This is a genomic window from Nocardia takedensis NBRC 100417 (assembly GCF_000308695.1).
In the GTDB taxonomy this organism is placed as follows: Bacteria; Actinomycetota; Actinomycetes; order Mycobacteriales; family Mycobacteriaceae; genus Nocardia; species Nocardia takedensis.
Genome location: NZ_BAGG01000245.1, coordinates 1 through 24,579 on the forward strand (window position 1 = coordinate 1; position 24,579 = coordinate 24,579).

Below are 24,579 nucleotides of genomic sequence, written 5' to 3' on the forward strand. Positions count from 1 at the left end.
CGAGCACCACCTGCGCTACCACAGCGAGCTGCGACTGGGGGATTCGCTCGCGGTACACACCCGGGTGCTCGAGCGCAGCGCCAAGGCGGTGCACATGATGACCTTCCTGGTCGACCAGGGCCGGGACCGCCTCGCCAACACCCTGGAGATCCTGTTGGTCCACGTCGACCTGCACGAACGCCGCTCCGCCCCGATGCCGCACGATCTCGCCGCGGAGCTGGACGAGCTGATCACCGTGTCCGGCAAGCTGGAGTGGGCCGCGCCGGTCACCGGGGTGATGGGCATCCGCCGCTGACGCCGGACCCGCAGATGGGCCGCGACGAAATTCATGAACCAGCCTCGGCGATCAGGACCCCGTGCCGGGGGCGCAGGGGCGGGAAGGTGGATCGACATGACGACCGTCGGAGACCTTGGAGGTCGCCGCACATGATCGCCCTGCCCGCGCACCGCGACCTCGAACGCACCGAACGAACTCGTACCGGGTCGCGACCACCTCGACGCCGCGCGCCCCCGCTTCGCCGTGTTGTCCCGCAGGACCTGCCCGACCACCTGGTAAGCCACCCATGGTGTCGGGTAGGTCCTGCGGCCGGCCCTCGGCCGCGTTCTCAGATCCGTTCGTGGGCGGTGAGCAGGAGATGGGTGAAGCGAGTACGCAGTGCGAGGTCCGCGCCGCCGCTGAGGGTGGTCAGGATTCGTTCGGCAGTGGCCGGTAACGCGGTGTCGCTGAACTCGGCCCAGCCGGTCAGCATGTCGAGCGCCTGTGCGGCGTCGATGCCGTGGGCGGCCATCAATGCTCCTGTGGCCTCTTCGATCACCGCGCCGCCCGCACCGTGCGGGTCCGGTGTCGTGCGCCGTCGACCGCAGCCCGGTCCCGTGTGGTCGGTGCTGTGGTAGGCCGGTCCTTCCGATGGCGGTCGCCCCGCCTGGTCCTCGCTCATCTGGAGAATGTCCCGTGTCGTGTGGTCTTCGTGATCCCGCGCGGACCCCGACCGAGCCGGTATCGGAGGGCACCTGCTCTCCCACTACTACCGCACATCGCGGGGGCAGGTGAACCGCGACCGCGACACGAAAAATTCTGTACCGCTGACTGTAGACATTGTGGGTCGGAGCTTCTATAGTCGCTGTCGTCGGAATGAACGAGATCGAGTTGGCCGGGCAGGTGAACTGCCCGGAAGAGCAGAAAGACCGTCCCCCGGCGGAGAAGAGAATCCGGTGCACTCGACCGGACCGCCGGAGCGGGACGGGCACTACCGCAGACAGTAGGTTCGATCGATCAGGGAGGTGGCCACTGCACCAGTCACTCAGCTCTTCCGAGAACGCCCGATTACGGGCCGCTGGTTCGACGGCGACAACACGAGTCGGCGGAACGAGCCGGTCCTGAACACCCTCTCGAACGAAACATCCTTTGTAGATCCCGGGCCCCGGCGCATCGTGCGCCGGGGCCCGTCGGCGTTGCCCGACTCCCCTGTGAGGTGTTGTGCCCCCTGAAAACAGTCCGGCCTCGACCGGGGGCGAGTCCGCCGGCGAGAAACTCGACGACGACCACTACCCCGCCTACAGCATGGGCCGCGCCGCGGAGATCCTCGGCGTCACCCAAGCGTTCCTACGCTCGCTTGGCGCTGCCGAACTCCTCGCGCCCCAACGCTCGGCGGGCGGACACCGCCGCTACTCCCGCCACCAACTCCGCCTGGCCGCCCGCGCCCGCGAACTCATGGACCGCGGCACCGCCCTGGAAGCCGCCTGCCGGATCATCGAACTCGAAGACCAACTCGCCGCGGCCCTGGCCCGCAACGCGGAACTGACCCGCGACACCCAACCGACCCGGCCACCGGACTGAACTCGCCCTCGAACGCCGCCGCTCGAACCTCCAGCCATCCGGGGCCGAGCGAAAAGAGCTCCGCACCCACCGGTGCGAAGCTCTTCACAAACCAATCACGCGTTGGCCGCGGAATCAGATGGCGCGGACGTCCTGGGCTTGCGGGCGCTTCTGGCCCTGCTCCACCGAGAACTCGACACGCTGCCCCTCATCGAGGGATTTGTAACCCGAGCCGGTCACGGCCGAGTAATGCACGAAGACGTCCGGGCCACCTTCGTCCTGGGCGATGAAGAGGGGACTGACGTTATGCAGCCTGTCTGGCTAGAGCAGATGCGGCGATGTCGTTCAACAGATCCGTGGTAGTTGTTCACCGATGGGCAGGTCCACAACTCGGTTGCCGCCCAGCGCTGTCCGCGCGACCACCATCCCGGGATGTCGCGCTACGCATTCTCCGACGATCCGAGCTTCGGTTCCGAGCGGATGGGCGCGCATCGCCGCCAGCACCCGCTGGGCGTCGCGCGGAGCCACGAACGCGACCAGCTTGCCTTCGTTGGCTATGTACATCGGATCGAGCCCGAGGAGTCCGCAGACGTCGCGTACCGCGGGCGGCACCGGCAACAGCGTTTCCTCCAGCACGATTCCGACCTCGGCGGCCCGCGCGATCTCGTTGACCGTGGCTGCGAGGCCACCTCGGGTGGGATCGCGCATCATGTGCACATCCGCCCCGGTGGCCAGCATCGCGGCCACCAGTTCGTGCAAGGCGGCGGTGTCGCTGTGTACTGGCGTATCGAAGCGCAGTCCTTCCCTGACACTGAGCACCGCGATCCCGTGCATTCCGATCTCACCGCTGACCAGCACCGCGTCTCCGGGGCGCACTCGTTCTGCGCGAATGTCGACACCCGCAGCGATGAGGCCGATGCCGCTGGTGTTGATGAAGATGCCGTCGCCGTGGCCCGCGTCGACGACTTTCGTATCACCGGTGACCAGGGCCACGCCCGCGGCGAGGGCCGCGGCGCCGAGCGCCTGCGCGACTTCGGCGATCTCTGCCAGCGCTGTGCCCTCTTCCAGGATGAACGCGGTCGACAACGCCAGCGGCCGCGCCCCCGCCACGGCCAGATCGTTCACGGTGCCGTTGACCGCGAGGTCCCCGATCGTGCCGCCTGGGAACACGATCGGGCGGACAACGAACGTGTCCGTGGTGAAGGCCATTCGGTTCTCGCCGATGGTCACGATCGCCGAGTCGCCGAGTTCGGTGGCGGCCGCAGTGCCGAAGGCGGGTAGGAACAAGTGCTCGACGAGTTCCCCCGACATCGCGCCGCCACCGCCGTGGCCCATGACGATCGTCGGCGAGTCCCGTAGTGGGGCGGGGCAGGACCATTGCTCGGTCGTCGGCGCGATCGCCGATTCGGGACGGTCATCCACGGGCGGTCTCCTCGCGTGGATCCAGCCGCCTGTAACGGTAGTAGGCCGCGCACGCGCCCTCCGCGGACACCATAGTGGCGCCCAGAGGATTGCGAGGCGTGCACTGCCGCCCGAACGCGGCGCACTGGTGGGGTTTGACGAGGCCCTGCAGCACTTCTCCCGACCGGCAGATCGTCGGTTCGGGGTCGCTCGGCGCGTTCGCGTCGAAGCGGAGGGCGGCGTCGTGGTCGCGGTAGCGCGCCGACAGGCGCCATCCGCTGTTCGCGATGACGCCGATGCCCCGCCACATCCGGTCGGTCGGCTCGAAGACGTCGGCCAGCATCGCCTTGGCCGCCGGATTCCCCGCGGCGGCGACCGCTCTCGGATAGGCGTTCTCGACCTCGTGGTGACCCGACTCCAGTTGGACCACGGTGCGTCGGATCCCTTCGAGGACGTCGAGTGGCTCGAATCCGGTGACGACCATGGGCACATGGAACCGGCTCGCCAGCGGCGGGTACTGCGCCAAGCCCATCACCGTGCAGACATGACCGGCCAGCAGGAACCCTTGGACCCGGCACCTGGGCGATGCCATGACCGCGCGGATCGCCGCGGGAACCAGCGCGTGGGAGACCAGCATCGAGAAGTTCCGCAGTCCGAGTCGTCGTGCCCGGTGGACCGCCATCGCGTTGGCGGGCGCTGTCGTCTCGAACCCGATACCGAAGAACACCACTTCACGACCGGGTTCGGATTCGGCGATCTGTAGGGCGTCCAGTGGGGAATACACGACCCGTACGTCGCCGCCCTCGCTCTTGACACGGAACAGATCCTTCTCGGTGCCCGGTACGCGCAGCATGTCCCCGAAGGAGCAGAAGGTCACCTCCGGGCGGGCGGCGATCGCGAGCGCCTGATCGATGACGGCGACGGGGGTGACGCAGACCGGACAGCCGGGACCGTGGATCATCTCGACCTGTTCCGTCAGCAGTTGGTCGATCCCGTGGCGGATTATCGAATGTGTCTGTCCGCCACAGACTTCCATCAGTGACCAGCGCCTGGTCGCGGTGGCGCGGATGGATTCGACGAGGTGTCGGGCCGGACCGGGATCGCTGAACTCGTCCAGATACTTCATGACATGTCCCGCGGACCGGGAGGTCGTGTGTCGACCGGCGGCTCCCCGAACTCCTCGTCGAGCAGTCCGAGACGTGCGAATTCCTCCAGCGTCCGACGCGCGGACTCCTCATCGAGTCGCTGGATCGCGAATCCCACGTGAACGATGACGTATTCACCGAGGGTCACCTCGGGAGTGAATTGCAGGCACACCTCCTTGCGGACCCCGCCGAAGTCGACCATCGCGACCGGCGCGCCCTCGTGCTCGTACAGGCTCAGCACACGCCCCGGCACCGCCAGACACATATCGCTTCTCCTCTCGGTTCAGTCCGCGCCCGCGACGAGCAGTTGTCCGTAGGCGAGCCCGCCGTCGTTGGGGGGCAGCCGCCGAGCACAGATGACTTCGACACCGTGCTCGCGCAGCAGAGTCCGCGTGGTGGACAGCAACAGAGCGTTCTGGAAGACCCCACCCGCGAGCGCGACGATCCGCACCGGCACATCGAGTCGTCCCGGAGCGGTGAAGACGAGTGCGAGATCGAGGACCAGGCGCGCGACGGCCGCGTGGAATCGGGCGGCGATCACGGCGGCGGGAACACCGCGGGTGGCGTCCCGGACCACCGCGGCGACCACCGGGGCGGAATCGATCGGAGCCGGATCTCGGTCGGCGGCCACACGAAATCGGTACGCGGCGGAATCCGCGCTCGCCCCACGCGCCGCGTGCTCCAGGTCGATGGCGGCCTGGGCTTCGAAGTCGATGATCTGTCGCACTCCGGCGAGCGAGGCGACCGCGTCGAACAGACGTCCCATACTCGAGGTCGGCACACAGCCGAATCCGGTGGTGAATTGGCGCGCCAGCACATCGCGCTCCATCGGCGGGCACGCGCGCACGGATGCGATCCGCTCCGGCCAGCCGAGCCCCGCCGACCACAGGTGCGCCAACGCCATGCGGTAGGGGCGTCGCACGCTGACATCACCGCCGGCCTGCGGAACGTACGCCAGATGCGCCAGCCGTCGGTGAGCGGCGTAGCGGACGGCGAGCACTTCGCCTCCCCATACAGCGCCGTCGGAGCCGTACCCGGTGCCGTCGAAAGCGATGCCCAGCACCGACTCGTCAGGGGCGAGCGCGTGCTCGCCCATCACCGACGCCACATGGGCGTGGTGGTGTTGGACGGTGTGCACAGGTCGCCCCGCCGCCTGCCGGACAGCCCACCCGGTCGAGCGGTAGCCGGGGTGCGCGTCGGTGACCAGCCGCCGCGGGCGCACACCGGTGGATTCCTCCAACTGGTGTTCGATGACGCCGAATGCGCGCAGCGTGGCCGGATCGTCCATGTCGCCGATGTGTTGACTCGGCCACGCGAAGTCTCCCTCGCCGACCGCGCAGACGTTCTTCGGGTCACCACCGACAGCGAGACTCGACCGCAGCGGGAACGGTGTGGTCAGTGGGAGGGGAACATGGCCGCGAGAGCGGCGCAGAGACAATGCCTCGCCGTCGACCGCGCGCACCACCGAGTCGTCGCACGGCATCACGATCCGACGGTCGTGGAACAACACGGCATCGGCCAGGCCCGCGAGCCGTGCACGCGCGTCCTGGTCCTCGTAGCAGAGAGGCTCACCGGCGAGGTTGCCGGAAGTCATCACCAGGACGGGCGGACCCGGCGAGTCACCGTGCAGACCGAACAGCAGCAGGTGCAGCGGGGTGTAGGCGAGCATCACACCCAGTTCCGGATTACCGGGAGCCACCGCGTCGACCGGCGCGCGACGTCGGCCGCCGCGTGCGCGACCTTCGCCGTCGTCGCCCGCCGGGGCGGTGGGCTCGGTCCGCCGACGCAGCAGCACTATCGGACGCGCCGGGCCTGTCAGCAACGCCGCCGCGGTGTCGTCGACGAGCACGATGCGGCGAGCTGCCGCGAGGTTCGCGACCATCACCGCGAAGGGTTTGGTCTCCCGTCGCTTGCGCCTGCGCAGTTCGCTGACCGCGTCGATGTTCGTGGCATCACAGGCGAGGTGGTAGCCGCCGAGACCCTTGACAGCGAGAATTCCGCCGGCGCGAAGCACTGCCCGGGCACGGATCAGCGCGGCGTCGGTAGGGGCGGCCGCGTGGCGACCCGGCCCGTGGAATCCGTCGAGCTCGCGGTAGGTCACCTCGGGCCCGCAGTCGTGGCAGGCGATGGACTGGGTGTGGAAGCGTCGGTCGGCAGGGTCGGCGTATTCCCGTGCGCACCGGTCACACATGGCGAAATCCGCCATGGTCGTCCGTTCCCGGTCATACGGCAGGCCGGTGACGATGGTGAAACGCGGCCCGCAGTTGGTGCAGCTGATGAAGGGGTGACGATATCGCCGGTTGCCCGGATCACGCAGCTCGCCTTCACAGTCGACACAGACGCCGATATCCGGACATACCAGGGTCCGCCCGCTGCCACGGGTGGTGGCGGCGATGTGGAATCCCTCCTCACCATTCGCGGGTACGGCCGTGCTGTCGATCGAGTCGATCACCGCCAGCGGCGGAGGGCGTAGTCGCAGCCGCGCGGTGAATTCGTCCAGCGCCGCCTCGGGTCCCTCGACCTCTATGAACGCTCCGCCGCTGTCGTTGCCCACCCAACCGGACAGAGCGAGCTCGGCGGCCGCGGTGTGAACGAAAGGCCGCATGCCCACGCCCTGCACCAAACCGCGGACCACCAGCCTGCGTCGCTGCCGCCGAATCATCGCCGCGCTCCGAGTGCGCACCCGGATGGGCCGCACGGTGCGGGTGCGGCTGCCCCGACAGTGGTCCGTCCACGCTGTGGCGTCGGCTGTCGCCTGGTGAGCTCGCGCATGATCGCCTCTGCTCGTCGAGAACCGTGATGGTCCTGTGCGGTGCTTGGCTGGTTCGGTGGAGCCGGATCGTGGAACCGGACGCCGACGTATCGCGCTGGGTCCAGCATCGCACAACGCGCACGCGGGCAACAGCGACCCTCGGACCTCGCCGTGAGGACTTTCGCCCCTGGCAGCCGACCGAGCCTGACGATGAGACTGGGGTTCCGGATCGACAACTCGCGGCGACGAACCGAGGACCGCATGCTTCCTGGCAACAGCGAGACAATCGACCGCGCGGGACTCGACCGCTTGGTCGCGATGCTCATCGAGCAGGGGTATCGGGTGGTCGGACCTCGATTGCGCGACGGGGCGATCGTGCTGTCGGAACTCACGTCGGGCGCGCAGTTGCCCGACGGGTGGGGAGTGGAGTGCGAACCGGGAAAATATCGGGTACGTCGGCGCGACGACAGCGCCGTGTTCGCGCATTCGGCCGGTCCCGGATCGTGGAAGGAATTCCTCCTTCCTCCGCGCCGCAGAACGCGTGAGCTCACCGAGGATCTCTCCACCGGATGCGTCGAGGACAGTCCCGCGCGTTACGCGTTCCTGGGCGTGCGCGGCTGCGACCTCGCCGCGATCTCGATCCTGGGCCGCGCGCTGGACTCGACGACCGCCCCGTTCCTCGTCGCGGTGAACTGCACCGAGCCGGGTGGTGTGTGCTTCTGCGCGTCCATGGGCACCGGTCCGGGGGTGGCGCCGGGATACGATCTGGCGCTCACCGAACAGGTGGACAGCACCGGACATCGGTTCGTCGTCGATGTCGGTAGCGAGGACGGTGCGCGCGTGCTCGCCGATCTGACCTCACGCGCGGCGACCGACGGCGAGGTCCGGGCCGCCCGAGCGGCGGTCTCGGCAGCGGCGGGACGCATGGGGCGTGCGATGCCCGAGATCGATCTGCGCGCGCTGCTGCGCGACTCCCGGGAGTCACCGCACTGGCAGGATGTGGCGAGTCGCTGCCTGACCTGCGCCAACTGCACCATGGTGTGTCCCACCTGCTTCTGCACCACCTCCGAGGACGTCACCGACCTCACCGGTGATCACGCCGAACGGTGGGAGCGGTGGTCGTCGTGTTTCGAGTTGGACTTCTCGTATATGCACGGCGGCAGTGTCAGACAGTCCGCCGAGAGTCGCTACCGACAGTGGATCAGCCACAAACTGAGCACCTGGTACGACCAGTTCGGTACCTCCGGTTGCGTCGGCTGCGGTCGTTGCATCGCTTGGTGTCCGGCCGGAATCGATCTGACCGCCGAGGTGGCGGCCCTCGCCGAACTCGCCGATCATGCCCACCGCTGACGACCTGGCGGACTTGCCCCGGACCGCTGTGTTGAGCCGATCCGATCTGGCGGTTCTCGCCCGAGCGGGTCACCAGGTGCGCTTCACCGCAGGCAGTCGCCTCATCGAAGAAGGTCAGCGGGCCGATCATTGCTGGCTGATCATCGACGGAAGTGTCCGGCTGGAGGCTCACGTGCCGGGACAGGGCGACATCGTGATCCAGACACTGGGCCGCGGTGACTTTCTCGGCTGGTCTTGGCTGCTGCCACCGCGGCGATGGCATTTCGGCGCGCGCGCCGTCGACCTCGTCACCGCCGTCGAATTCGACGCCGACCGGCTGCTCACGGCCGCCGAAGCCGATTCCGGGTTCGGCTACGACATGACGCGCATGCTGTTCGAGGCTCTGCTCGAACGTCTGCAGTCGACCAGAGCTCGCTTGCTGGACCTGTACCGCAACCCACGCGAGCCGGATCGAGGCCGCACCGGACGGAGTCTGCCGTGAACGCCGACAGCATGCTCCGGTATCGGGTCACCGACCGCGTGCCGCAGACCACCGACACCACGACACTGGTGATGGAGCCTCTGGATCGGGTCGCGCCCCCGTTCCGGCCAGGACAGTTCATGATGCTCTACCGCTTCGGGGTCGGGGAGATCGCGATCTCGATCAGCGGCGACCCCGGCGGCGGAGGCGCTGTCCTCGAGCACACGATCCGCGCGGTCGGAGCGGTGAGTCGCGCGCTGTGCGCGACACCGGTCGGCGGTCTGATCGGTGTGCGTGGCCCGTTCGGCACCGGCTGGAACCAGGAATCGGCGATCGGTCACGATCTGGTGATCGTCGGGGGCGGTGTCGGGTTGGCTCCACTGCGTCCGGTGGTGCTCGCCGCACTGGAAGCTCGCCACGCATTTCGCCGCGTCATCCTGGTGACCGGGGCCCGGACCCCGTCGGACATCCTGTTCCGTCACGATCAGGATCGGTGGGCAGCGGCCGGGTGCGTAGAACTGCATCGCACGGTCGATCATCCGGCGCCGGGCTGGAACGGCGCGGTCGGGTTCGTCACCGATCCGCTGAACCGGCTGGATCTCGATCCCTCGGCGAGTACGGCCCTGCTGTGCGGGCCCGAGCCGATGATGCGTTTCTGCGCTCACACACTGCTGGTCAAGGGACTCCCCGCGACCGCGATCCGGGTGTCGTTGGAACGCAATATGCAGTGCGGCGTGGGCCGCTGCGGGCACTGCCAGCTCGGTCCTCTGCTGCTGTGTCGCGACGGCCCGATAGTCGACTACGCCGTCGCCGCACCCCTACTGGCCGTACCGGAGTTGTGATGTCAGTCCGAACCTTGGCGGTATGGAAGTTCACCTCCTGCGACGGCTGTCAGCTGAGCCTGCTCGACTGCGAGGACGAACTGCTCGCACTCGCGGGACAGATCCGGATCGCGCACTTTCTCGAGGCGTCCAGTGCGGTGGAACCAGGTCCCTACGACGTGTCGCTGGTGGAAGGGTCCATCACCACCGCGCAGGAGCAACGGCGGATCGTGGAGATCCGCGAGCAGTCCCGGATCCTCGTGGCGATCGGCGCGTGTGCGGCTCACGGCGGCATACAGGCGCTGCGCAACTTCGCCGACATCGCCGAATTCACCTCGATCGTCTACGCCGAACCGAGCTACATCTCCACCCTGGCCACCTCCACATCCATCGCCGAGCACGTGCCGGTGGATTTCGAGTTGCGTGGCTGCCCGATCGACCGTCGTCAGCTTCTCGGCACGCTCACCGCACTGCTCGCCGGGCGCGAGCCCGATATTCCGAACACGAGCGTGTGCACCGAATGCAAACGCCGCGGCACCACCTGCGTCATGGTCGCCGACGGGATCCCCTGCCTCGGCCCGGTCACCCAGGCCGGATGCGGCGCCCTCTGCCCGGCATTCCATCGGGGCTGCTTCGGTTGCTTCGGGCCGATGGCCAAACCGGCGGTGGGGGCGCTGCTACCGATTCTCCGGGTCAACGGGATGTCGGTGAACGATGTGGATCGTGTGTTCACCACTTTCGCCGCCGCCGAGCCGGACTTCGCCGACAGGAATCGCGATGAGCCACCGGAGTAGGCAGTTGACGGTCAGCTCGTTGGCCCGTGTGGAAGGTGAAGGCGCCCTGCGGGTCACCGTCACCGACGGGAAGGTCGAACGGGCCGAGCTGAACATCTACGAGCCGCCGCGCTTCTTCGAGGCGTTCCTGCGCGGGCGCGCCTACACCGAACCACCGGACATCACCTCCCGCATCTGCGGCATCTGTCCGGTGGCGTACCAGGTCAGCGCCTGTAACGCCATCGAGGCCGCCTGCGGAGTCGAACTCGACCCGCCGCTGGCCGATCTGCGCCGCCTGTTGTATTGCGGCGAGTGGATCTCCAGTCACGCCTTGCACATCCATCTGCTGCACATTCCCGACTTCTACGGCTACGCGGACGCGATCGCGCTGGCCGCGGACCACCGCGAGCTCGTAGAAAGAGGCTTGGCCGTGAAGAAGGCGGGCAACGCACTACTCGAATTGCTGGGTGGCCGGCCGATCCATCCGATCAACGTGCGGATCGGCGGGTTCTACTCCGTTCCGTCCCGCGGCGATCTGGTTCCGCTGGCCGAACAGCTGCGCGCCGCGCTCGAACTCGCCGTTCGCACCGCCCACCATGTCGCCGGTTTCGACTTCCCCGACGTTCACCTCGACCACGAACTGGTCGCCGTGGCCGCTCCTGACCGATACGCGATCGAGAGTGGTGGCGTGCGCACCGCCGCCGGAGTGTCGTTCCCCGCGAACGAATTTCCCGCGCACGTGACCGAACGGCAGGTGCCGCATTCCACCGCTCTGCACGCCTTTCTCGACGGTCGACCCTATCTGACCGGACCGTTGGCGCGGTACACCGTGAGTTCTCGGCAGCTCTCACCGCTGGCCCGCCGAGTCGCCGCCGACATCGGACTCGGCGACGAGTGCCGCAACCCGTTCCGCAGCATCCTGGTTCGAGCCGTCGAGGTCGTTCACGCACTCGACGAGGCGCTGCGGCTCATCGATGACTACGAGCCTCCGCCACGTCCCGCGATACCCGTGCTGCCACGCGCGGGGGTGGGGCATGGTCTGAGCGAGGCGCCGCGTGGATTGCTCTACCATCGCTACGAAATCGACGCCGACGGAATCATCCGCTCCGCCACGATCATTCCACCGACCTCGCAGAATCAAGCGGTGATCGAGGACGACCTGCGCCGTGTCGCCGCCGCCGATCCCGATCTCGACGACGCGGCGCTCACCGCCCTGTGCGAACGCGCCATTCGCAACTACGACCCGTGCATCTCTTGTTCGGCGCATTTCCTCGACCTGCAGAGGGTGCGCCGGTGACACCGGCACGCGCCACCGTCATCGGAGTCGGCAACGACTACCGCAGCGACGATGGAATCGGCCCGGCGATCGCCCGCCGGATCGCCGGGCTCGACCTGATGAACGTGGTGGCGACAGTATGTGACGGAGAACCGGTCGGGCTCCTCGATGCCTGGACCGGCGTCGAACTGGCTGTCGTCGTCGACGCGGTGCTGTGTGATCCCTCGACACCGGGGCGTATCTGGCAGACCACCGTCGACTCGATGCCCTACGGCATCCATCCCGCGAGTTCGCACGCGCTCGGAATACCGGACGCGCTGCTGCTGGGACGTGTCCTCGACCGTGTCCCGGGTGAACTCGTGATCGTCGCCGTCGAAGCGGCATCGCTCGACCTCGGCGTCGGGCTCTCGCCTCCCGTCGCCGCCGCTGTCCCGGATGTCCTACGCGCCGTACTCACCGCACTGCGACTACGGGGTACCGGCAGCTCGAGCGGGCGGCTCGGGTAGTTCTGCGACGAAGACGGCGTTTCCACCCTGTTCTTTCGCTCGATACATCGCAGTGTCGGCGCAATCGAGAAGACGCTCGGGTGAGGGCGGGCCGTCGGCTGCCGAGGTGTGCTCGAAAACCGAGACTCCGACGCTGGCGGTGATCGCGACGGCCGTGTCACTCGTACCCTCGACGGCGTGTCGGAGACGCTCGGCCAGTGCCCGGGCGGCCGCGGCATCGAGATGGTCGACGAGGGTGAACTCTTCCCCGCCGGTCCGCGCGATGACGGCGTCGGGGTCGGCCGTGGCACGTAGCCGGGCCGCGGTTCTGGCCAGCACCCGGTCGCCTTCCTGGTGGCCGAAGGTGTCATTGACCACCTTGAATCGATCGATGTCGATGATCATGGCGCAGATCGGCGCGCCGGACTCGAAGAATCTGGGTAGGTGGAACTGGAGTCCACGCCGGTTCAGCAGAGCCGTCAACGGATCCGACGAGGCGTCGGTGCGCAGCACCCAGAAGAAGAATTGCAGTGTCGGCAGGACGAAGACCACGGCGAGCACCATGATCAACGTGGCGGCGATCGCGAGCGGCACATCCCCCTTCGGCTCGGCGGCGACCATCCGTATCGTGACGATCAGCACCGAGAGCAGCGACCATCCCGCATGGGCGGCGAGGGCTTTGGCGCTGTGGAAGATCGTGATGTACCCGCCGGTCAGGATGAGGGTGGTGATGTTGATCATCGCCACCGGGCCGGGGACCAGCAGACAGACGGTGGTGATGGCGATGTCGGCGATGGCCATCGAGCCCAGCGATACCGCGGCGGACGGCCAGGGGAACGCGTACCAGCGGAACGCCATCAGGGCCGAGATGGCGGCGATGATCCCGATCGCTGTCCGGCCCGTGGCGGTCTGGGGGCCTTCGGACGACAGCATGAGCATGATCGCGACCGCGGACAGACCCAGACCGCAGGTGCCGATCAAGAATTTCAGCGGGTTCAATGCCGAATGGGAGCGGAGCGTGCTCAGGAGCCAGTGGTAGTCGGCTGTTTCTCGCCACCACATCCGCACGGCGAGCCGTTCGGCGCTCATGATCCCACCTTACGGGCGGCCGGCCCGCACGATTTCGTCGGTGATCCCTGCCCGGATCGGATCAGCATGGGGCCGCGGTGGCCGCCGTTCCGTTGGACGCCTGCGCCGATACCGGTGGGGTCTGCGGGGCGGATGTCGCGACCGCGGCGGCGGTGGCCTCGCGGGCGAAGAACGCACCGATATCGCCGATCGCGCTCATCAGCGGGGCGGGGAACACGACGGTGGTGTTCTTGTCGACGCCCAGCTCGACAAGGGTCTGCAGATTGCGTAGTTGCAGAGCGATCGGGTGCGTCACCATGATGTCCGACGCTTCGCCGAGCGCTGCGGCGGCCCTCGATTCCCCCTCAGCGGCGATGATCTTGGCTCGCTTCTCCCGTTCGGCTTCGGCCTGTCGGGCCATGGCTCGCTTCATGGTCTCGGGCAGTTGGATGTCCTTCAATTCGACCAGGGTCACTTCGACACCCCACTCCAGCGTGGTGGTGTCGAGAATCTGACGAATGTCGGCGTTGATGGCATCGGTCTCGGCGAGTGTCTGGTCCAGGGTGTGCTGCCCGACGACCTTGCGGAGCGTGGTCTGGGCGATCTGGTCGATGGCGGCGCGGACGTTCTCGATGGCCACAACCGATTTCTCGGCGTCGACGACGCGGAAATACGCGACGGCGGAGATGTCGACGCTCACGTTGTCGCGGGTGATGATCCCCTGGGACTGGATCGGCATGGTGACTATGCGCATCGAGACTTTGCGGAGTTTGTCGATGAGCGGGATGATGAAACGGAGTCCTGGGTCCCGCACCGCGATCACGCGGCCGAGGCGGAACAAGACTCCTTTCTCGTATTGAGTCACCACGCGAATCGACAGCGACAACAGGATCAGTGCCGCGATCAGCGCCACAGAGATGATCAAGAGTGGGTTCATGAATTCTCCTTGTCGACGCGAATTTCTCTCCGATAGGCTCGCCATTTCCAGTGTGCGATCGCATTTCCCGGTTTTCACAGTGCCGAACGGCCTCGGGCGGCGGGCACTTCGGATCGCGCAGATCACCGAACGCCGCGCTGAAGCTCGGCGATGTTCGAAGGTCTCCCGATCGAAGAAGGGTGGTGATGCGTACCGTTCGACGGTGCGCTCTCGATGGTCGGTCCGAGTCGAGTGGACATCCTGCACAATGCGGGCGTGGGCGCGGTGGTCGCGCCGATGCTCGGTGACGGCCACGTAACGTAGTCGGGACCGTGGTCACGGTTCGGCCGATCCAGGATCTCTTCGCGCTCGATCCGTTAGCGCGAGTCCGGGGGCCCGATAGTGTACGTGGGAAGCGCTCGGGTCGGCTGACTACGCGATCGGCCGGCATGTGATATGTGGCAATCTGTGGATATGCGGCAATCCGTGAGATTCTCCGTTTCGGAGGTGGATGATGGCTCAGGAGTTTCGCGGGCGCATCGCGCTCGACATTCGTGATTCGGTTGCCGACTGGGCCCCTTATACCGAACCCGTGGCCCCCAGCGGCGCACCCAATGTGCTGTATCTGGTGTGGGACGACATCGGTATCGGCACCTGGGACTGTTACGGCGGCCTGGTGGAGATGCCGAATATGCGGCGTATCGCGGAGTCCGGGGTGCAATTCACCCAGTTCCACACCACCGCGCTGTGTTCGCCCAGTCGTGCGTCCCTGCTCACCGGTCGCAACGCGACCTCGGTGGGCATGGCGACCATCGAGGAGTTCACCGACGGCTTTCCCGGTATGTGCGGTCGAATTCCCGCGGAGACCGCACTGTGCTCGGAGGTGCTGGGTGAGCGGGGCTGGAACACCTATGCCGTGGGGAAATGGCATCTGACGCCGCTGGAGGAAGAGAATCTGGCGGCCTCGAAGCGGCACTGGCCGCTCGGGCGTGGTTTCGAGCGTTTCTACGGTTTCCTCGGCGGGGAGGCCGATCAGTGGTACCCGAACCTCGTCTACGACAATCATCCGGTTTCGCCGCCGTACACCCCCGAGGACGGCTACCACCTGTCACGGGATCTGGCCGACAGGTCGATCGAATTCGTTCGCGACGCGAAGGTGATCGCGCCCGACAAGCCCTGGTTTCTGTACCTGTGCCCCGGATGCGGTCATGCTCCGCACCATGTCGCCGATGAATGGGCGAATCGGTACCGCGGCCGATTCGACATGGGCTATGAGAAGTATAGGGAGATCGTCCTGGCGAATCAGATTCGTCTCGGACTGGTGCCCGAGGACACCCGTTTGTCGCCGATGAATCCATATTCGACGGCGACCAGCGCGGACGGCAAACCCTGGCCCGCGCAGGACACCGTACGACCGTGGGATTCGCTCTCCGATGACGAGAAACGCCTGTTCCGGCGGCAGGCGGAGGTGTTCGCCGGTTTCCTGTCCTACACCGACGCGCAGATCGGCCGGGTCCTGGACTATCTCGAGGAGAGCGGGCAGCTCGAGAACACGATCATCGTCGCTCTCTCGGACAACGGGGCCAGCGGCGAGGGCGGCCCGAACGGCTCGGCCAACGAGATGAAATTCTTCAACGGCTATGTCGACACCATCGACGACGGATTGGCGAAACTGGACGAACTAGGGTCGCCGGGCACCTACAACCACTACAGCTTGGGGTGGGCGATGGCCTTCAACACGCCCTACAAGCTGTATAAGCGATACGCCTCGCACGAGGGCGGCATCGCCGACCCCCTCCTGATGGCCTGGCCGGCGGGCATCTCCGCGCGTGGCGAGTTGCGCCACCAATATCTGAACGTCTGCGACATCACGCCCACCGTGTACGACCTACTCGGCATCACATCGCCGGACACAGTCGGCGCTGTCCCGCAGCGGCCTCTCGAAGGTGTCAGCTTCCGCGCGTTGTTGGACGACGCGGACGCCGACGTGGGCAAACACACCCAGTTCTACTCGATGCTGGGCACCCGCGGGATCTGGCATCGCGGGTGGTTCGCCGACACCGTCCACGCGGCCTGTCCCTCCGGGTGGGGGCATTTCGACGCCGATCGCTGGGAACTGTTCCATCTGGAACGCGACCGCAGTCAGCTGCGCGATCTCGCCGCCGAACATCCCGAGAAGCTGGCGGAGTTGACAGCGCTCTGGTTCGCCGAGGCCGAGAAGTACAACGGACTGCCGCTCAACGACCTCGACATCATCTCCACCATGACCCGAGAGCGGCCGGGCTACAGCAAGACACGCGATCGGGTCGTCTACTACCCGGGCGGCGCCGAGGTGGGACCGGGAGCGGCGCTCGAGATCCGCGGCCGTTCCTTCGCGCTGCTCGCCGAGACGACGATCACCGAACCGTCGGCGCGAGGCGTGCTTTTCGCCCACGGCGGCCGGTTGGGCGGCCACGCTCTGTACCTCCAGGACGGTCGGTTGTGCTACGTGTACAACTTCCTCGGCGAGGAGGAGCAAGTGCTCGTCTCGAATCGGGCCGTGCCGACCGGAGAGCACATCCTGGGCATCCGCTACCAGCGGCAGGGCACCCGTGGCGACGGCTTCACGCCGAGCGGGGAAGCGGTGCTCTACATCGACGCCGACCCGGTGGGCGGGTACGCGGACATGCGCATCCAGCCCACGGTCTTCTCCGGCGTGGGGGAGGGGGTTCGGGTCGGGCGTGACGGCGGGCACTCGGTGAGCGCGCGGTATCAGGGGCCGTTCCCCTTCACCGGCGGTGTGGTCCGGCAGGTCATCGAGGATGTCAGCGGCAGCGCGTACGAGGATCTGGAGATGGCGGCGGCCGCGGCGTTCTCCCGCGATTGACCGCGGGCCGGACGGGCGCCGCGCGCGGCGCTGGAGAATATCGGGGCATGGTCCGAGTGCCCGGCGGCGAGTTCGCGATGGGTTCGGCGGACTTCTTCCCCGAGGAGCGGCCTGTGCATCGGGTGCGCGTGGAGTCGTTCCGGATCGACGCGCACCCGGTGACCAACGCCGCGTTCCGTCGCTTCGTCAAACGGACGGGGTACCGCACCGTCGCCGAGCGCACCCCGCGCGCCGAGGACTACCCCGATGCGGCACCGGGCGATCTGGTCGCCGGCGCGTTGGTGTTCCGACCCACCGCCGGACCGGTGCCGCTGGACCAGTGGCGACGCTGGTGGCACTACTCGCCGGGTGCGAGCTGGCGTCATCCACGTGGTCCTGACAGCACGCTCGAGGGGCTGGACCGTCATCCGGTCACGCAGGTCGCCTTTGCCGACGCCCAAGCGTACGCGCGGTGGGCCGGTAAGGAGTTGCCGACCGAAGCGGAGTGGGAGTACGCCGCGCGAGGTGGCTTGGATTCCGCCGCGTACGCGTGGGGAGACGAGCCGGAGCCCACCGGACGTCGGATGGCCAATATCTGGGTCGGGGAGTTCCCGTGGTCGTTCCAGCCCGGGCGCGGGCAGGCGCGCGTTCCGGGGACCACGGCGGTCGGATCCTTCGCCCCCAACGGCTACGGCCTTTCGGACATGACCGGCAACGTCTGGGAGTGGACCGCCGACTTCTTCCGCTCCGCGCACGTGATGTCCAGTTGCTGCGCTCCTCGGGACCCGCCCGCGCCGGAAGCGGACGAGCGCTTCGCCCGCCGTGTGGTCAAGGGCGGATCGTATCTGTGCGCCGCCAACTACTGTCTGCGTTATCGTCCCGCGGCCCGGCAGGGCCAGACAGAGGACACCGCCACCTGCCATCTGGGATTCCGGTGCGTGGTGCGGGATATGCCGTGAGAGTGTCGCGGCCCGGTCACCGCACCCCGCCCTGTTCGGGTGTTTCCAAGATCCGTCGGTGCAGTTCGACGGTCATGGCGTGGATGGCGCGGGTGAGTTCGGTGTTGGTCTTGAGTTCGAGTTCTTCTTCGGCGAAGTCGTGATCGGCTTTGAGGCGTTGGAATTCGGCGGCGCGGTTCTGGCCGATCATGACGAAGGTGGACAGGAAGATCGCTTCGAGCGAGACCACGAGGGTCAGGGTGGGCCAGGGGCTGTGTTCGCCGAAGAGCATCCACGCGGCGAAGACCACGGTGTGGAGGTAGACGAACGGCATCGATCCGGCGAAGCGAGTGATCCAATCGGCAAGGCGCAGCTGCCAATCGTCGCGGCGCTTGGCGTGGAAGTCGACCACGACCGGGTGCTGGGCGGGACTTGGCAGCTGGGGCATGATGCTCCTCGACAGTGGGTGGAAGTCGCTGTCGAGATCATCGACCGTGGCCGCCGTCCGTCGACAGGCGGGTGGGGTTTGCGCTCGGACTCGAGATCGGTTCGGGCGGGGAGCATTTCGGGTGGGTGTAGTCAGCCGGGATGGGCGACCAGGACAGGGCAGCGGGCGTGCTGGACGAGGAAGTTGCCGGTGGAACCCAGCAGGAGGCCGCGGAAGCCGCCTCGGCCCCGACTGCCGACGACAACCAGTTGCGCTCGCTCGGACTGCTGGGTGAGTGCCTCGGATGGCCCGGCCAGATACACTTTTCGGGTTACCGACACGTCCGGGTACTTCTCCTGCCAGCCGGCCAGCCGTTCGGCGAGGATGGCCTGTTCGACGGTCTCGAGCGCGTCGGCGTCCAGGGCGGTGGCTTGGCGATCCGCGAAGCGGCCCGTGTCCCAGTCACTCCAGGAGTGCACGGCCACCAGGTCGGTGCCTCGCGCGGAGGCTTCGGCGAAAGCGGCGGCGATGGCGGATTCGCTGACCGGGCTGCCGTCGATGCCCACCACGACCGGCCCGTGGTACAGGATGCGGCCGTCGGAGCGGGTGCGCACCACCGCGATCGACCCGTGACCGTGGCCGGTCACCTCGAGCAGTGTCGAACCCAGGTGTGCGAGGGTCCCGGTGTCGGGTGTGACGCCGAGGACGACCAGGTGCGCGGTCTTGGACCGCTCGATCAGCAGGCGGGCCGGTGAGTCGTCGGAGATCTCGGTGGTGACGGTGATGTCGGGTTCGATTTCGCGTGCCGCCGCGGTCGCGGCGCGCAGCAGTGTCGTGCCGTACTCGCGCAGACTCTCGAAGAACTCCGGTCGCACCATGTCGCGTCCGCCCGGCCCCGAGAGCCAGGACAGCAGGTCGAGTCCGTGCACGATGTGCAGCGGACGTCGGTCCCGGGCGGCGATCTCGGCGGCCCAGCGCAACGCGATGTCGCTGCCGTCGGAGCGGTTGACGCCGACGACCACCGCGGCGGTACTCGATCGGGCGGGGGCGTGAGATTCCATATCGCGGCCTTTCCGAATGGGCGAGGGCGGTCTCAGCGGCTTCGGTGCGTGATTCTCGTACCAGATCGACGGTCTTCGCGGCGCAGGGCGACGCCCCAGCACAGCAGCCGCAGTGCGGCGGCGACGTACAAGACGAACACCGGGTACACCAGGACCCCGTAGTCGGAGGTCCATTCGGGGATGTCGTCGAGAACCAGCAGGGGGGTGAACAGCAGTCCGACTGCGAGCAGGATCGCGGGCACACCGAGCGGCGACAAGGTGTTCGCGTCCGGTAAGCGGTGTGCGGGAGAAGTCATCTTCCGAGTCTCGCCCCGCGGGTCGGCTTCGGGGCAGAGCCGTCCTGCCCTGATCCCGGTGACCAACGGATGCACGCACACGAAGCTCCGTCCGGCGTGATTCGACCGGGGGACCCTCGACACGTGTGAACGGCGCGGCGGGCCGGTGCGGACGCCCATGCCCTGTGACCGCTGAGCGTATGACTTTCTTCTCTGCCTGTCCGCACGCGGCGCTGTAATGCTGCGATAGCAGGTTCGACCGCGGAAGGCGGGTATCGCGATGGCCGGGAAATGGATGACTCCCTTGGCAGCCGTGTGGTCGTTGCGCCCCTGGAACTCGAATCCGCTCGTGCGTCGTGCCGAACGCGTCGAAGGCGCGGTGATGATCCTGGCGGTGGCGGCGGTGCTTCTCGTCGTACCGATCGCCGCGGCGGTGGGTACCGCGGTGTATTCCGCCGAAGCGGTCGCGATTCGTGTCGAGCGGTCCTCCCGGCACGTGGTGGAGGCGGTCGTGGTCGATGAGCCGCGAAAATCAGTGGGCGAGCAGCGGACCGCCACCGCTCGGTGGTACCAGGGGGATCACCCGCACACCGCCACGGTTCCGGTGGGGCGCTCGGTCGAACGCGGCGATCACTTCGACCTGTGGCTCGGCCCGGACGGAGCCCCGACGGAAGCCCCACGCGGGTCTGATGCCGCGCCGACGACGGGGGTGACGGTCGGCGTTCTGGTTCTGGGCATCACGGTCGCCTGCGGATTCTGGGCCGTCGTCGGAACGCGTGCCTGGTACCGACGACGCAGCGCGGTGAACTGGGAACGAGAGTGGGTGCGCTTCGACAGGTCCGCACGAGGTGAGTGGAGCTGATCAGACCGGCCGATCGGCGGATCGGTGACGGTGACGCCACAGGGCGAAGGCCGTCACGCACAGCACCGCACCCAGTAGACCGACCACCGGTTGCAGCCAGTACACCGTGCCGATGACAGCCGGTTGGATCGCGACCCAGGCCATCAGTGCCGCGCCGCTGCCACCGCAGACCAGCGGTGCCCGCCGATCGGCGCGGACGGCCGAGACCGCGGCGACGGTCATGGGCAGCGCGACCACGATCACCAGCATGGCAGCGGCGAAGCCCGGGCTGCGCATCGGCAGGCGCGCGGTGACCTCGGCGCCCAGGTCGGCAGCACCGGAGGCGAGTCCGAGCGCGCCGGCGAAGGCCCAGAAGGCCGTGAAGGCGGCGACACAGGCCAGCACGGCCAGCAGACCTCGTTCGACGCGGCGCTCGGACAGCGTGGACACGGTGCGAAGACGCGGTGTCGGCGGCTCAGTGCCGGGCGATGATGACCGGACAGTCGGCGGTGTGCAGGACGGCGTTGCCCACCGAGCCCAACGTCATGCCGGCGAAACCGCCCCGGCCGCGACTGCCCACCACGATCATGCGCGCGGGGTCGCCGGCGGTCAGGATGTTCTCGGCGGGATTGCCTTCCACGACGACGCGCCGTACCCGCACGTCCGGATACTTTTCGGCGTAGCCGGCCATGCTGCGAGCGAGCAGTTCCTCGGCCTCGGTCTGCATCTCGGTGCGAGAGATGTATCGAAAGAATTCCGACCAGGTGAGTACCGCCACCAGCTCCGCGTTCCGCATCGAGGCTTCGTCGAAGGCGATCTGGAGGGCGAGGTCGCTCCCCGGGGAACCGTCCACGCCGACCACTACCGCACCGTCGGCGGCCTCGGTGTCCCGCTCGGTCGCTGCCGGTACGACCGCCACCGGGCACTGCGCGTGGTGGGCCAGCGAAGTGCTCACCGATCCGAGCAGCCAGCGGCGCAGCGCGCCGCGTCCGTGGGTGCCGACGACCAGCAGGCGTGCGTCCTCGGACATCCTGCGCAGCAGGGGAATCGGGTGTTCCTGGACGATCGAGGTCCTGATGTCGATGGGCCGGATCGGTGCGGCGGCGGCGCTCGCGCTCTCCCGCGCGGCCGACACCTGGGCGGTGGCGGTGTCGCGGTAGGTCTCGTAGTCGAGTTGGCTGAGCGCGACGCCTGGCGCGTATTCCACGGGTAGGTGGATCGCGCACACGATGTGTAGGGGCCATCCGTGGCGCGCGGCGGTGCGGGCCGCCCAGCGCACCGCTTCGGTCGCGGACTCCGAGCCGTCGGCGCCGACCAGCACCGCGGAATCGACGTTGGAGGAGGACATGGGATCTCGCTTCCGAGTGAGGGTTTCAGTGGGGATGAACGACCATGACGGGGCAGTCGGCGTGTTGGACGAGGAACAGGCTGGTCGATCCGAGGACCAGCGCCCCCAGCCCGCCGCGGCCGCGGCTGCCCACGACGAGCAGTTGCGCGGCCTTCGACCATTCGCGTAGGTGATGGCGCGGATTGGCCAGGTAGATCCGGCGGATCACGGAGACGTCGGGATATTTCTCCTGCCAGCCCGCGAGGCTCTCGGCGACGAGCCGGTCCCCGAGGGCGGTGACGTCGTCGCCGCCGCCGAAGGTGTCGGGAAGAACCGTGGGCCGGTCGAAACGCAGATCGCTCCAGCTGTGCACCGCCACGAGCGGCGCGCGGCGGGCGTCCGCTTCGGCGAAGGCCATCGCGACCGCGTCGGCGCTCACCTCGCTGCCGTCGACGCCGAGCACCACCGGACCGAACTGCCGGATCTGTTCGTCGGCCTGCAGGTGCGGAACCACGACCACCGTGCCGCCCGCGTGCGCGACGACGTTCAGCAGGACCGAGCCGAGGTGGGCTACGGTGCCGACGCCCGGTGTCGCGCCGAGCACGATCATATGGGCCGATGACGAGGCCGCCATCAGCAGCGAAACCGGGTTCGCCTCGGACAGCTCGACGTCGATCGGGAGATCCGGGGTCAGCGCGTGAGCGAGCCTGCGTGCTGCCGCGAGCGCTTCGGCGCCGTGCTCGCGCAGGTAATCGGTGGGGCCTTTGCCGAGGACTTCGTAGCCGCCGGTGGCGGCATGCGCGGCGGTCAGGTCCAAACCGTGCACCAGACGCAATCTGCGCCCTTCGCGGGCGGCGGTCCTGGCGGCCCAGCACACCGCCGGGTCGGACGCGCCGGGACCCACTACGCCGACCACTACGGGTGCGGTGACGCTGCCGTGCGGATCGCTCGCTGTCGCGGACATCATCGTCTCCTCGTCCGGTTCGCCGCCGTCAGCCCTGTCGGGACAAGCGGGTCGACTCGCGTTGCGCCAAGTCGTGTCCCCAGGCTCGCGCGCGGTGCAGTTCCCCGGTGAGCAGCGGGCCTTCCAGTCCGCCGACGAAGAAGTCGACCGGCGCGTCAACCAGTTCGTAGCCCGACCGACGCAATCGCCGCCCCACCCCGCGCGCCGCCGAGCCCGGCAGCCACTTCGGACTCGCGGCCTTCGTACCGAACGCCGCGGCGCGAACTCCCCGATCCGGATTCGGCTCCTCCGCCAGCCATTCCCGCACCCCGATTTCCACACAGATCGGCGAATCGGTCTTCGAGGCGGCGTCGGCCCGGGTCCTGGGACGGCTGAGGCCGAACGCGTGGGTCGGGCCGCCGACCACGAGCAGATCGACGGGTGTCCGGTGAGTGTGCGCGGCCACCGCGACATCGAGGACCTCGACCTCGCCGTACTCGCGCAGACCGTCCGCGACGGCCTCGGCCACGGCCCGGGTGTTGCCGAACATCGATTCGTAGACGACTCGTGCCCGCATGGCGGCCACCTCCTGATCGGCGTGGGAACGGGAACCGCTGATGAGGTAGACGCTAAGCGCGCCCGGAGCACGGCCATAGTGCCGAACCGACCCCCAGCCGAGGGACTTCCGACCAGGGTCCCCGCGCGCCGGCGACCTGCCCGATCACCGGGTGACTTTGTGCTCTGCCGTGCTGTCGCGAGGGCGTGGTGGAGTCGAACGTGAGCCGGTCGCGGGGAGACGGGAGCCGTCGTGAATTCGATCCTGCCGTACCTGGGCTTCGTCGCGGTGGTGTTCGCGGTGGGCCTGCTGCCGGCGTTCGGGCCGCCCTCGGCCGTGGTCGTTGTCCTGCTGGCGCTGAATTGGCGGCTCGAGCCGGTGGCCGTGGTGGCTCTGGGCGCGGTCGCTTCGGGGGCCGGACGGTGTGTCCTGGCCCTGGCCACTCGCCGGGTCGGCGATCATCTCGATCCTCGCCGCCGCGCCGGCCTGGCGGCGGCCACTCACTACGTGACCGGTCACGTCGGGCGTTCGGCCGCGGGGCTCGCGTTGTTCGTGGTGTCGCCGGTGCCCTCCGCGCAATTGTTCGAGGCCGCCGGCCTGATGGGAGTGCGCTTGCTGCCTGTCACGGCCGCGCACATCGTGGGCAGGCTGATCAGCTATTCGTTCTACATCGCGGCTGTCTCGGTCGCGGAGCGGAACCTGGGCGCGGCGTTCCTCGACCCGCTCACCTCGCCCGTCGGTGTCGTCATCCAGGTCGGGTTCCTCGCCGCGCTCGTCCTGCTGGTCAGGGTCGATTGGATCGCACATCTCCCGCCGGCGGCACGCCGACCCTCGGGATCGTCCTGAACCCCGGGCCGCCGCACGCTCGGCGAGCGATGAGGACTCGCCTCCACCGGGGCCGGCCCGCGAACAGTGACATCGGGATGTCCGATCACGGCCCGACGGCCCTGGGCACCGCAGCGTGATTGCCGTGGAATGGAAGTATGCAATCCCTCCAGCGCTCGGAGCACGGTGTCCGCGGCATGCGGCGGCGATCGGTGCGGATCGACGGTCGCCTCGCCAACTATCGGGTCGGTGGGCACGGGCCACGAGTGCTGTTCCTA

Annotated in this window: 27 protein-coding genes; 12 read left to right on the plus strand and 15 right to left on the minus strand. The window is 68.0% G+C overall.

What is annotated here, in order from left to right; translation table 11 throughout:
• The coding region (locus ON30_RS29790) for an acyl-CoA thioesterase (protein WP_040712812.1) at nt 1-295 on the plus strand (295 nt) is incomplete at its 5' end.
• Between the two features lie 310 nt (nt 296-605).
• On the opposite strand, the gene ON30_RS39680 is transcribed toward ON30_RS29790, so the two are convergent.
• Nucleotides 606-938 carry an ANTAR domain-containing protein gene (locus tag ON30_RS39680; protein WP_157183937.1) on the minus strand — a complete coding sequence of 111 codons (333 nt, stop codon included), beginning with the start codon at nt 936-938 and terminating at the stop codon, nt 606-608.
• Nucleotides 939-1,561: 623 nt separating this feature from the next.
• Here ON30_RS39680 and ON30_RS29800 point away from each other — a divergent pair.
• A complete protein-coding gene (locus tag ON30_RS29800; RefSeq protein ID WP_083911785.1) occupies nt 1,562-1,837 on the plus strand; it encodes a helix-turn-helix domain-containing protein in 276 nt (91 codons plus the stop codon).
• A gap of 114 nt (nt 1,838-1,951) precedes the next feature.
• Here the strand turns inward: ON30_RS29800 and ON30_RS29805 are convergent, their stop codons facing one another.
• The 5 genes from ON30_RS29805 to hypF are packed head-to-tail and all read right to left on the minus strand — an operon-like array spanning nt 1,952 to nt 7,024.
• Nucleotides 1,952-2,128, minus strand: coding sequence for a cold-shock protein (locus ON30_RS29805; protein WP_040712815.1), 177 nt, complete (start codon nt 2,126-2,128; stop codon nt 1,952-1,954).
• 33 nt (nt 2,129-2,161) lie between these two features.
• Nucleotides 2,162-3,238, minus strand: a complete 1,077-nt coding sequence (hypE, locus tag ON30_RS29810) for a hydrogenase expression/formation protein HypE (protein WP_051030152.1) — start codon at nt 3,236-3,238, stop codon at nt 2,162-2,164.
• Complete coding sequence (hypD, locus tag ON30_RS29815; protein ID WP_040712816.1) at nt 3,231-4,343, minus strand: hydrogenase formation protein HypD; 1,113 nt, start codon at nt 4,341-4,343, stop codon at nt 3,231-3,233. The genes hypE and hypD overlap by 8 nt, the downstream gene beginning before the upstream one ends.
• A complete protein-coding gene (locus ON30_RS29820) occupies nt 4,340-4,627 on the minus strand; it encodes a HypC/HybG/HupF family hydrogenase formation chaperone (RefSeq protein ID WP_051030153.1) in 288 nt (95 codons plus the stop codon). The genes hypD and ON30_RS29820 overlap by 4 nt, the downstream gene beginning before the upstream one ends.
• Nucleotides 4,628-4,645: 18 nt before the next feature.
• The gene (gene hypF / locus ON30_RS29825) at nt 4,646-7,024 is read right to left on the minus strand and encodes a carbamoyltransferase HypF (RefSeq protein WP_040712817.1); all 2,379 of its coding nucleotides are present in this window, start codon (nt 7,022-7,024) and stop codon (nt 4,646-4,648) included.
• A gap of 351 nt (nt 7,025-7,375) precedes the next feature.
• On the opposite strand from hypF, the gene ON30_RS29830 reads away from it, so the two are divergent.
• Genes ON30_RS29830 through ON30_RS29855 form a run of 6 tightly spaced genes read left to right on the plus strand, consistent with a single transcriptional unit; the run spans nt 7,376 to nt 12,300 of the window.
• Nucleotides 7,376-8,464 carry a 4Fe-4S dicluster domain-containing protein gene (locus ON30_RS29830; protein WP_040712839.1) on the plus strand — a complete coding sequence of 363 codons (1,089 nt, stop codon included), beginning with the start codon at nt 7,376-7,378 and terminating at the stop codon, nt 8,462-8,464.
• Complete coding sequence (locus tag ON30_RS29835; RefSeq protein ID WP_051030154.1) at nt 8,451-8,945, plus strand: Crp/Fnr family transcriptional regulator; 495 nt, start codon at nt 8,451-8,453, stop codon at nt 8,943-8,945. The genes ON30_RS29830 and ON30_RS29835 overlap by 14 nt, the downstream gene beginning before the upstream one ends.
• Before the next feature lie 11 nt (nt 8,946-8,956).
• On the plus strand, nt 8,957-9,766 hold the full coding sequence (locus ON30_RS29840) for an FAD/NAD(P)-binding protein (RefSeq protein WP_040712843.1): 810 nt from the start codon (nt 8,957-8,959) through the stop codon (nt 9,764-9,766).
• Nucleotides 9,766-10,539 (plus strand): NADH-quinone oxidoreductase subunit B family protein, encoded by a 774-nt coding sequence (locus ON30_RS29845; RefSeq protein ID WP_040712818.1) that lies wholly within the window; start codon nt 9,766-9,768, stop codon nt 10,537-10,539. Before ON30_RS29840 ends, ON30_RS29845 begins: the two co-directional genes overlap by 1 nt.
• On the plus strand, nt 10,523-11,815 hold the full coding sequence (locus ON30_RS29850) for a Ni/Fe hydrogenase subunit alpha (protein ID WP_040712819.1): 1,293 nt from the start codon (nt 10,523-10,525) through the stop codon (nt 11,813-11,815). Before ON30_RS29845 ends, ON30_RS29850 begins: the two co-directional genes overlap by 17 nt.
• Nucleotides 11,812-12,300: a hydrogenase maturation protease gene (locus tag ON30_RS29855; RefSeq protein ID WP_040712820.1), complete on the plus strand. Its 489-nt coding sequence runs from the start codon at nt 11,812-11,814 to the stop codon at nt 12,298-12,300. Before ON30_RS29850 ends, ON30_RS29855 begins: the two co-directional genes overlap by 4 nt.
• On the opposite strand, the gene ON30_RS29860 is transcribed toward ON30_RS29855, so the two are convergent.
• Both ON30_RS29860 and ON30_RS29865 read right to left on the minus strand, forming a co-directional pair.
• Entirely contained in the window at nt 12,262-13,368 is a 1,107-nt protein-coding gene (locus tag ON30_RS29860) for a GGDEF domain-containing protein (RefSeq protein WP_040712821.1), read from the minus strand. The two genes, ON30_RS29855 and ON30_RS29860, sit on opposite strands and share 39 nt — an antisense overlap.
• A 61-nt stretch (nt 13,369-13,429) precedes the next feature.
• Nucleotides 13,430-14,284, minus strand: coding sequence for a slipin family protein (locus ON30_RS29865; RefSeq protein WP_040712823.1), 855 nt, complete (start codon nt 14,282-14,284; stop codon nt 13,430-13,432).
• 493 nt (nt 14,285-14,777) lie between these two features.
• Between ON30_RS29865 and ON30_RS29870 the strand changes: the two genes are divergently transcribed.
• Together ON30_RS29870 and ON30_RS29875 are read left to right on the plus strand one after the other, a co-directional pair.
• Nucleotides 14,778-17,129, plus strand: a complete 2,352-nt coding sequence (locus tag ON30_RS29870) for an arylsulfatase (RefSeq protein WP_040712844.1) — start codon at nt 14,778-14,780, stop codon at nt 17,127-17,129.
• Between the two features lie 47 nt (nt 17,130-17,176).
• On the plus strand, nt 17,177-18,067 hold the full coding sequence (locus ON30_RS29875) for a formylglycine-generating enzyme family protein (protein ID WP_040712825.1): 891 nt from the start codon (nt 17,177-17,179) through the stop codon (nt 18,065-18,067).
• Between the two features lie 16 nt (nt 18,068-18,083).
• Here ON30_RS29875 and ON30_RS29880 read toward each other — a convergent pair whose 3' ends face one another.
• From ON30_RS29880 to ON30_RS29890, 3 genes are all read right to left on the minus strand, one after another.
• A complete protein-coding gene (locus ON30_RS29880) occupies nt 18,084-18,494 on the minus strand; it encodes a DUF1003 domain-containing protein (protein ID WP_040712827.1) in 411 nt (136 codons plus the stop codon).
• Nucleotides 18,495-18,625: 131 nt separating this feature from the next.
• Nucleotides 18,626-19,534, minus strand: a complete 909-nt coding sequence (locus tag ON30_RS29885) for a universal stress protein (protein ID WP_040712829.1) — start codon at nt 19,532-19,534, stop codon at nt 18,626-18,628.
• A gap of 32 nt (nt 19,535-19,566) precedes the next feature.
• Entirely contained in the window at nt 19,567-19,830 is a 264-nt protein-coding gene (locus ON30_RS29890; RefSeq protein ID WP_157183938.1) for a hypothetical protein, read from the minus strand.
• A 274-nt stretch (nt 19,831-20,104) separates the two neighbouring features.
• Here ON30_RS29890 and ON30_RS36585 point away from each other — a divergent pair, with 274 nt between their 5' ends.
• Complete coding sequence (locus tag ON30_RS36585; RefSeq protein WP_169334967.1) at nt 20,105-20,671, plus strand: Rv1733c family protein; 567 nt, start codon at nt 20,105-20,107, stop codon at nt 20,669-20,671.
• Here the strand turns inward: ON30_RS36585 and ON30_RS29900 are convergent, their stop codons facing one another.
• From ON30_RS29900 to ON30_RS29915, 4 genes are read right to left on the minus strand one after another with little or no spacing between them, the layout of a single operon-like run.
• Entirely contained in the window at nt 20,672-21,100 is a 429-nt protein-coding gene (locus ON30_RS29900; protein ID WP_051030157.1) for a hypothetical protein, read from the minus strand.
• Between the two features lie 25 nt (nt 21,101-21,125).
• Nucleotides 21,126-21,998, minus strand: coding sequence for a universal stress protein (locus tag ON30_RS29905; protein WP_040712832.1), 873 nt, complete (start codon nt 21,996-21,998; stop codon nt 21,126-21,128).
• A gap of 25 nt (nt 21,999-22,023) precedes the next feature.
• Nucleotides 22,024-22,941, minus strand: a complete 918-nt coding sequence (locus ON30_RS29910) for a universal stress protein (RefSeq protein ID WP_083911787.1) — start codon at nt 22,939-22,941, stop codon at nt 22,024-22,026.
• A gap of 28 nt (nt 22,942-22,969) precedes the next feature.
• On the minus strand, nt 22,970-23,497 hold the full coding sequence (locus tag ON30_RS29915; protein WP_040712849.1) for a flavodoxin family protein: 528 nt from the start codon (nt 23,495-23,497) through the stop codon (nt 22,970-22,972).
• 231 nt (nt 23,498-23,728) lie between these two features.
• Here ON30_RS29915 and ON30_RS29920 point away from each other — a divergent pair, with 231 nt between their 5' ends.
• Nucleotides 23,729-24,322 carry a hypothetical protein gene (locus tag ON30_RS29920; protein WP_051030158.1) on the plus strand — a complete coding sequence of 198 codons (594 nt, stop codon included), beginning with the start codon at nt 23,729-23,731 and terminating at the stop codon, nt 24,320-24,322.
• Nucleotides 24,323-24,579: the final 257 nt, after the last annotated feature.

What these genes read in the sequence shown, in the direction of transcription:
- ON30_RS39680 (WP_157183937.1), bottom strand. Translation starts at nt 938, where the DNA reads ATGAGCGAGGACCAGGCGGGGCGACCGCCATCGGAAGGACCGGCCTAC.
- ON30_RS29800 (WP_083911785.1), top strand. Translation starts at nt 1,562, where the DNA reads ATGGGCCGCGCCGCGGAGATCCTCGGCGTCACCCAAGCGTTCCTACGC.
- hypD (WP_040712816.1), bottom strand. Translation starts at nt 4,343, where the DNA reads ATGAAGTATCTGGACGAGTTCAGCGATCCCGGTCCGGCCCGACACCTC.
- ON30_RS29820 (WP_051030153.1), bottom strand. Translation starts at nt 4,627, where the DNA reads ATGTGTCTGGCGGTGCCGGGGCGTGTGCTGAGCCTGTACGAGCACGAG.
- hypF (WP_040712817.1), bottom strand. Translation starts at nt 7,024, where the DNA reads ATGATTCGGCGGCAGCGACGCAGGCTGGTGGTCCGCGGTTTGGTGCAG.
- ON30_RS29830 (WP_040712839.1), top strand. Translation starts at nt 7,376, where the DNA reads ATGCTTCCTGGCAACAGCGAGACAATCGACCGCGCGGGACTCGACCGC.
- ON30_RS29835 (WP_051030154.1), top strand. Translation starts at nt 8,451, where the DNA reads ATGCCCACCGCTGACGACCTGGCGGACTTGCCCCGGACCGCTGTGTTG.
- ON30_RS29840 (WP_040712843.1), top strand. Translation starts at nt 8,957, where the DNA reads ATGCTCCGGTATCGGGTCACCGACCGCGTGCCGCAGACCACCGACACC.
- ON30_RS29845 (WP_040712818.1), top strand. Translation starts at nt 9,766, where the DNA reads ATGTCAGTCCGAACCTTGGCGGTATGGAAGTTCACCTCCTGCGACGGC.
- ON30_RS29850 (WP_040712819.1), top strand. Translation starts at nt 10,523, where the DNA reads ATGAGCCACCGGAGTAGGCAGTTGACGGTCAGCTCGTTGGCCCGTGTG.
- ON30_RS29860 (WP_040712821.1), bottom strand. Translation starts at nt 13,368, where the DNA reads ATGAGCGCCGAACGGCTCGCCGTGCGGATGTGGTGGCGAGAAACAGCC.
- ON30_RS29865 (WP_040712823.1), bottom strand. Translation starts at nt 14,284, where the DNA reads ATGAACCCACTCTTGATCATCTCTGTGGCGCTGATCGCGGCACTGATC.
- ON30_RS29870 (WP_040712844.1), top strand. Translation starts at nt 14,778, where the DNA reads ATGGCTCAGGAGTTTCGCGGGCGCATCGCGCTCGACATTCGTGATTCG.
- ON30_RS29875 (WP_040712825.1), top strand. Translation starts at nt 17,177, where the DNA reads ATGGTCCGAGTGCCCGGCGGCGAGTTCGCGATGGGTTCGGCGGACTTC.
- ON30_RS29880 (WP_040712827.1), bottom strand. Translation starts at nt 18,494, where the DNA reads ATGCCCCAGCTGCCAAGTCCCGCCCAGCACCCGGTCGTGGTCGACTTC.
- ON30_RS29885 (WP_040712829.1), bottom strand. Translation starts at nt 19,534, where the DNA reads ATGGAATCTCACGCCCCCGCCCGATCGAGTACCGCCGCGGTGGTCGTC.
- ON30_RS29890 (WP_157183938.1), bottom strand. Translation starts at nt 19,830, where the DNA reads ATGACTTCTCCCGCACACCGCTTACCGGACGCGAACACCTTGTCGCCG.
- ON30_RS36585 (WP_169334967.1), top strand. Translation starts at nt 20,105, where the DNA reads ATGACTCCCTTGGCAGCCGTGTGGTCGTTGCGCCCCTGGAACTCGAAT.
- ON30_RS29905 (WP_040712832.1), bottom strand. Translation starts at nt 21,998, where the DNA reads ATGTCCTCCTCCAACGTCGATTCCGCGGTGCTGGTCGGCGCCGACGGC.
- ON30_RS29910 (WP_083911787.1), bottom strand. Translation starts at nt 22,941, where the DNA reads ATGTCCGCGACAGCGAGCGATCCGCACGGCAGCGTCACCGCACCCGTA.
- ON30_RS29915 (WP_040712849.1), bottom strand. Translation starts at nt 23,497, where the DNA reads ATGCGGGCACGAGTCGTCTACGAATCGATGTTCGGCAACACCCGGGCC.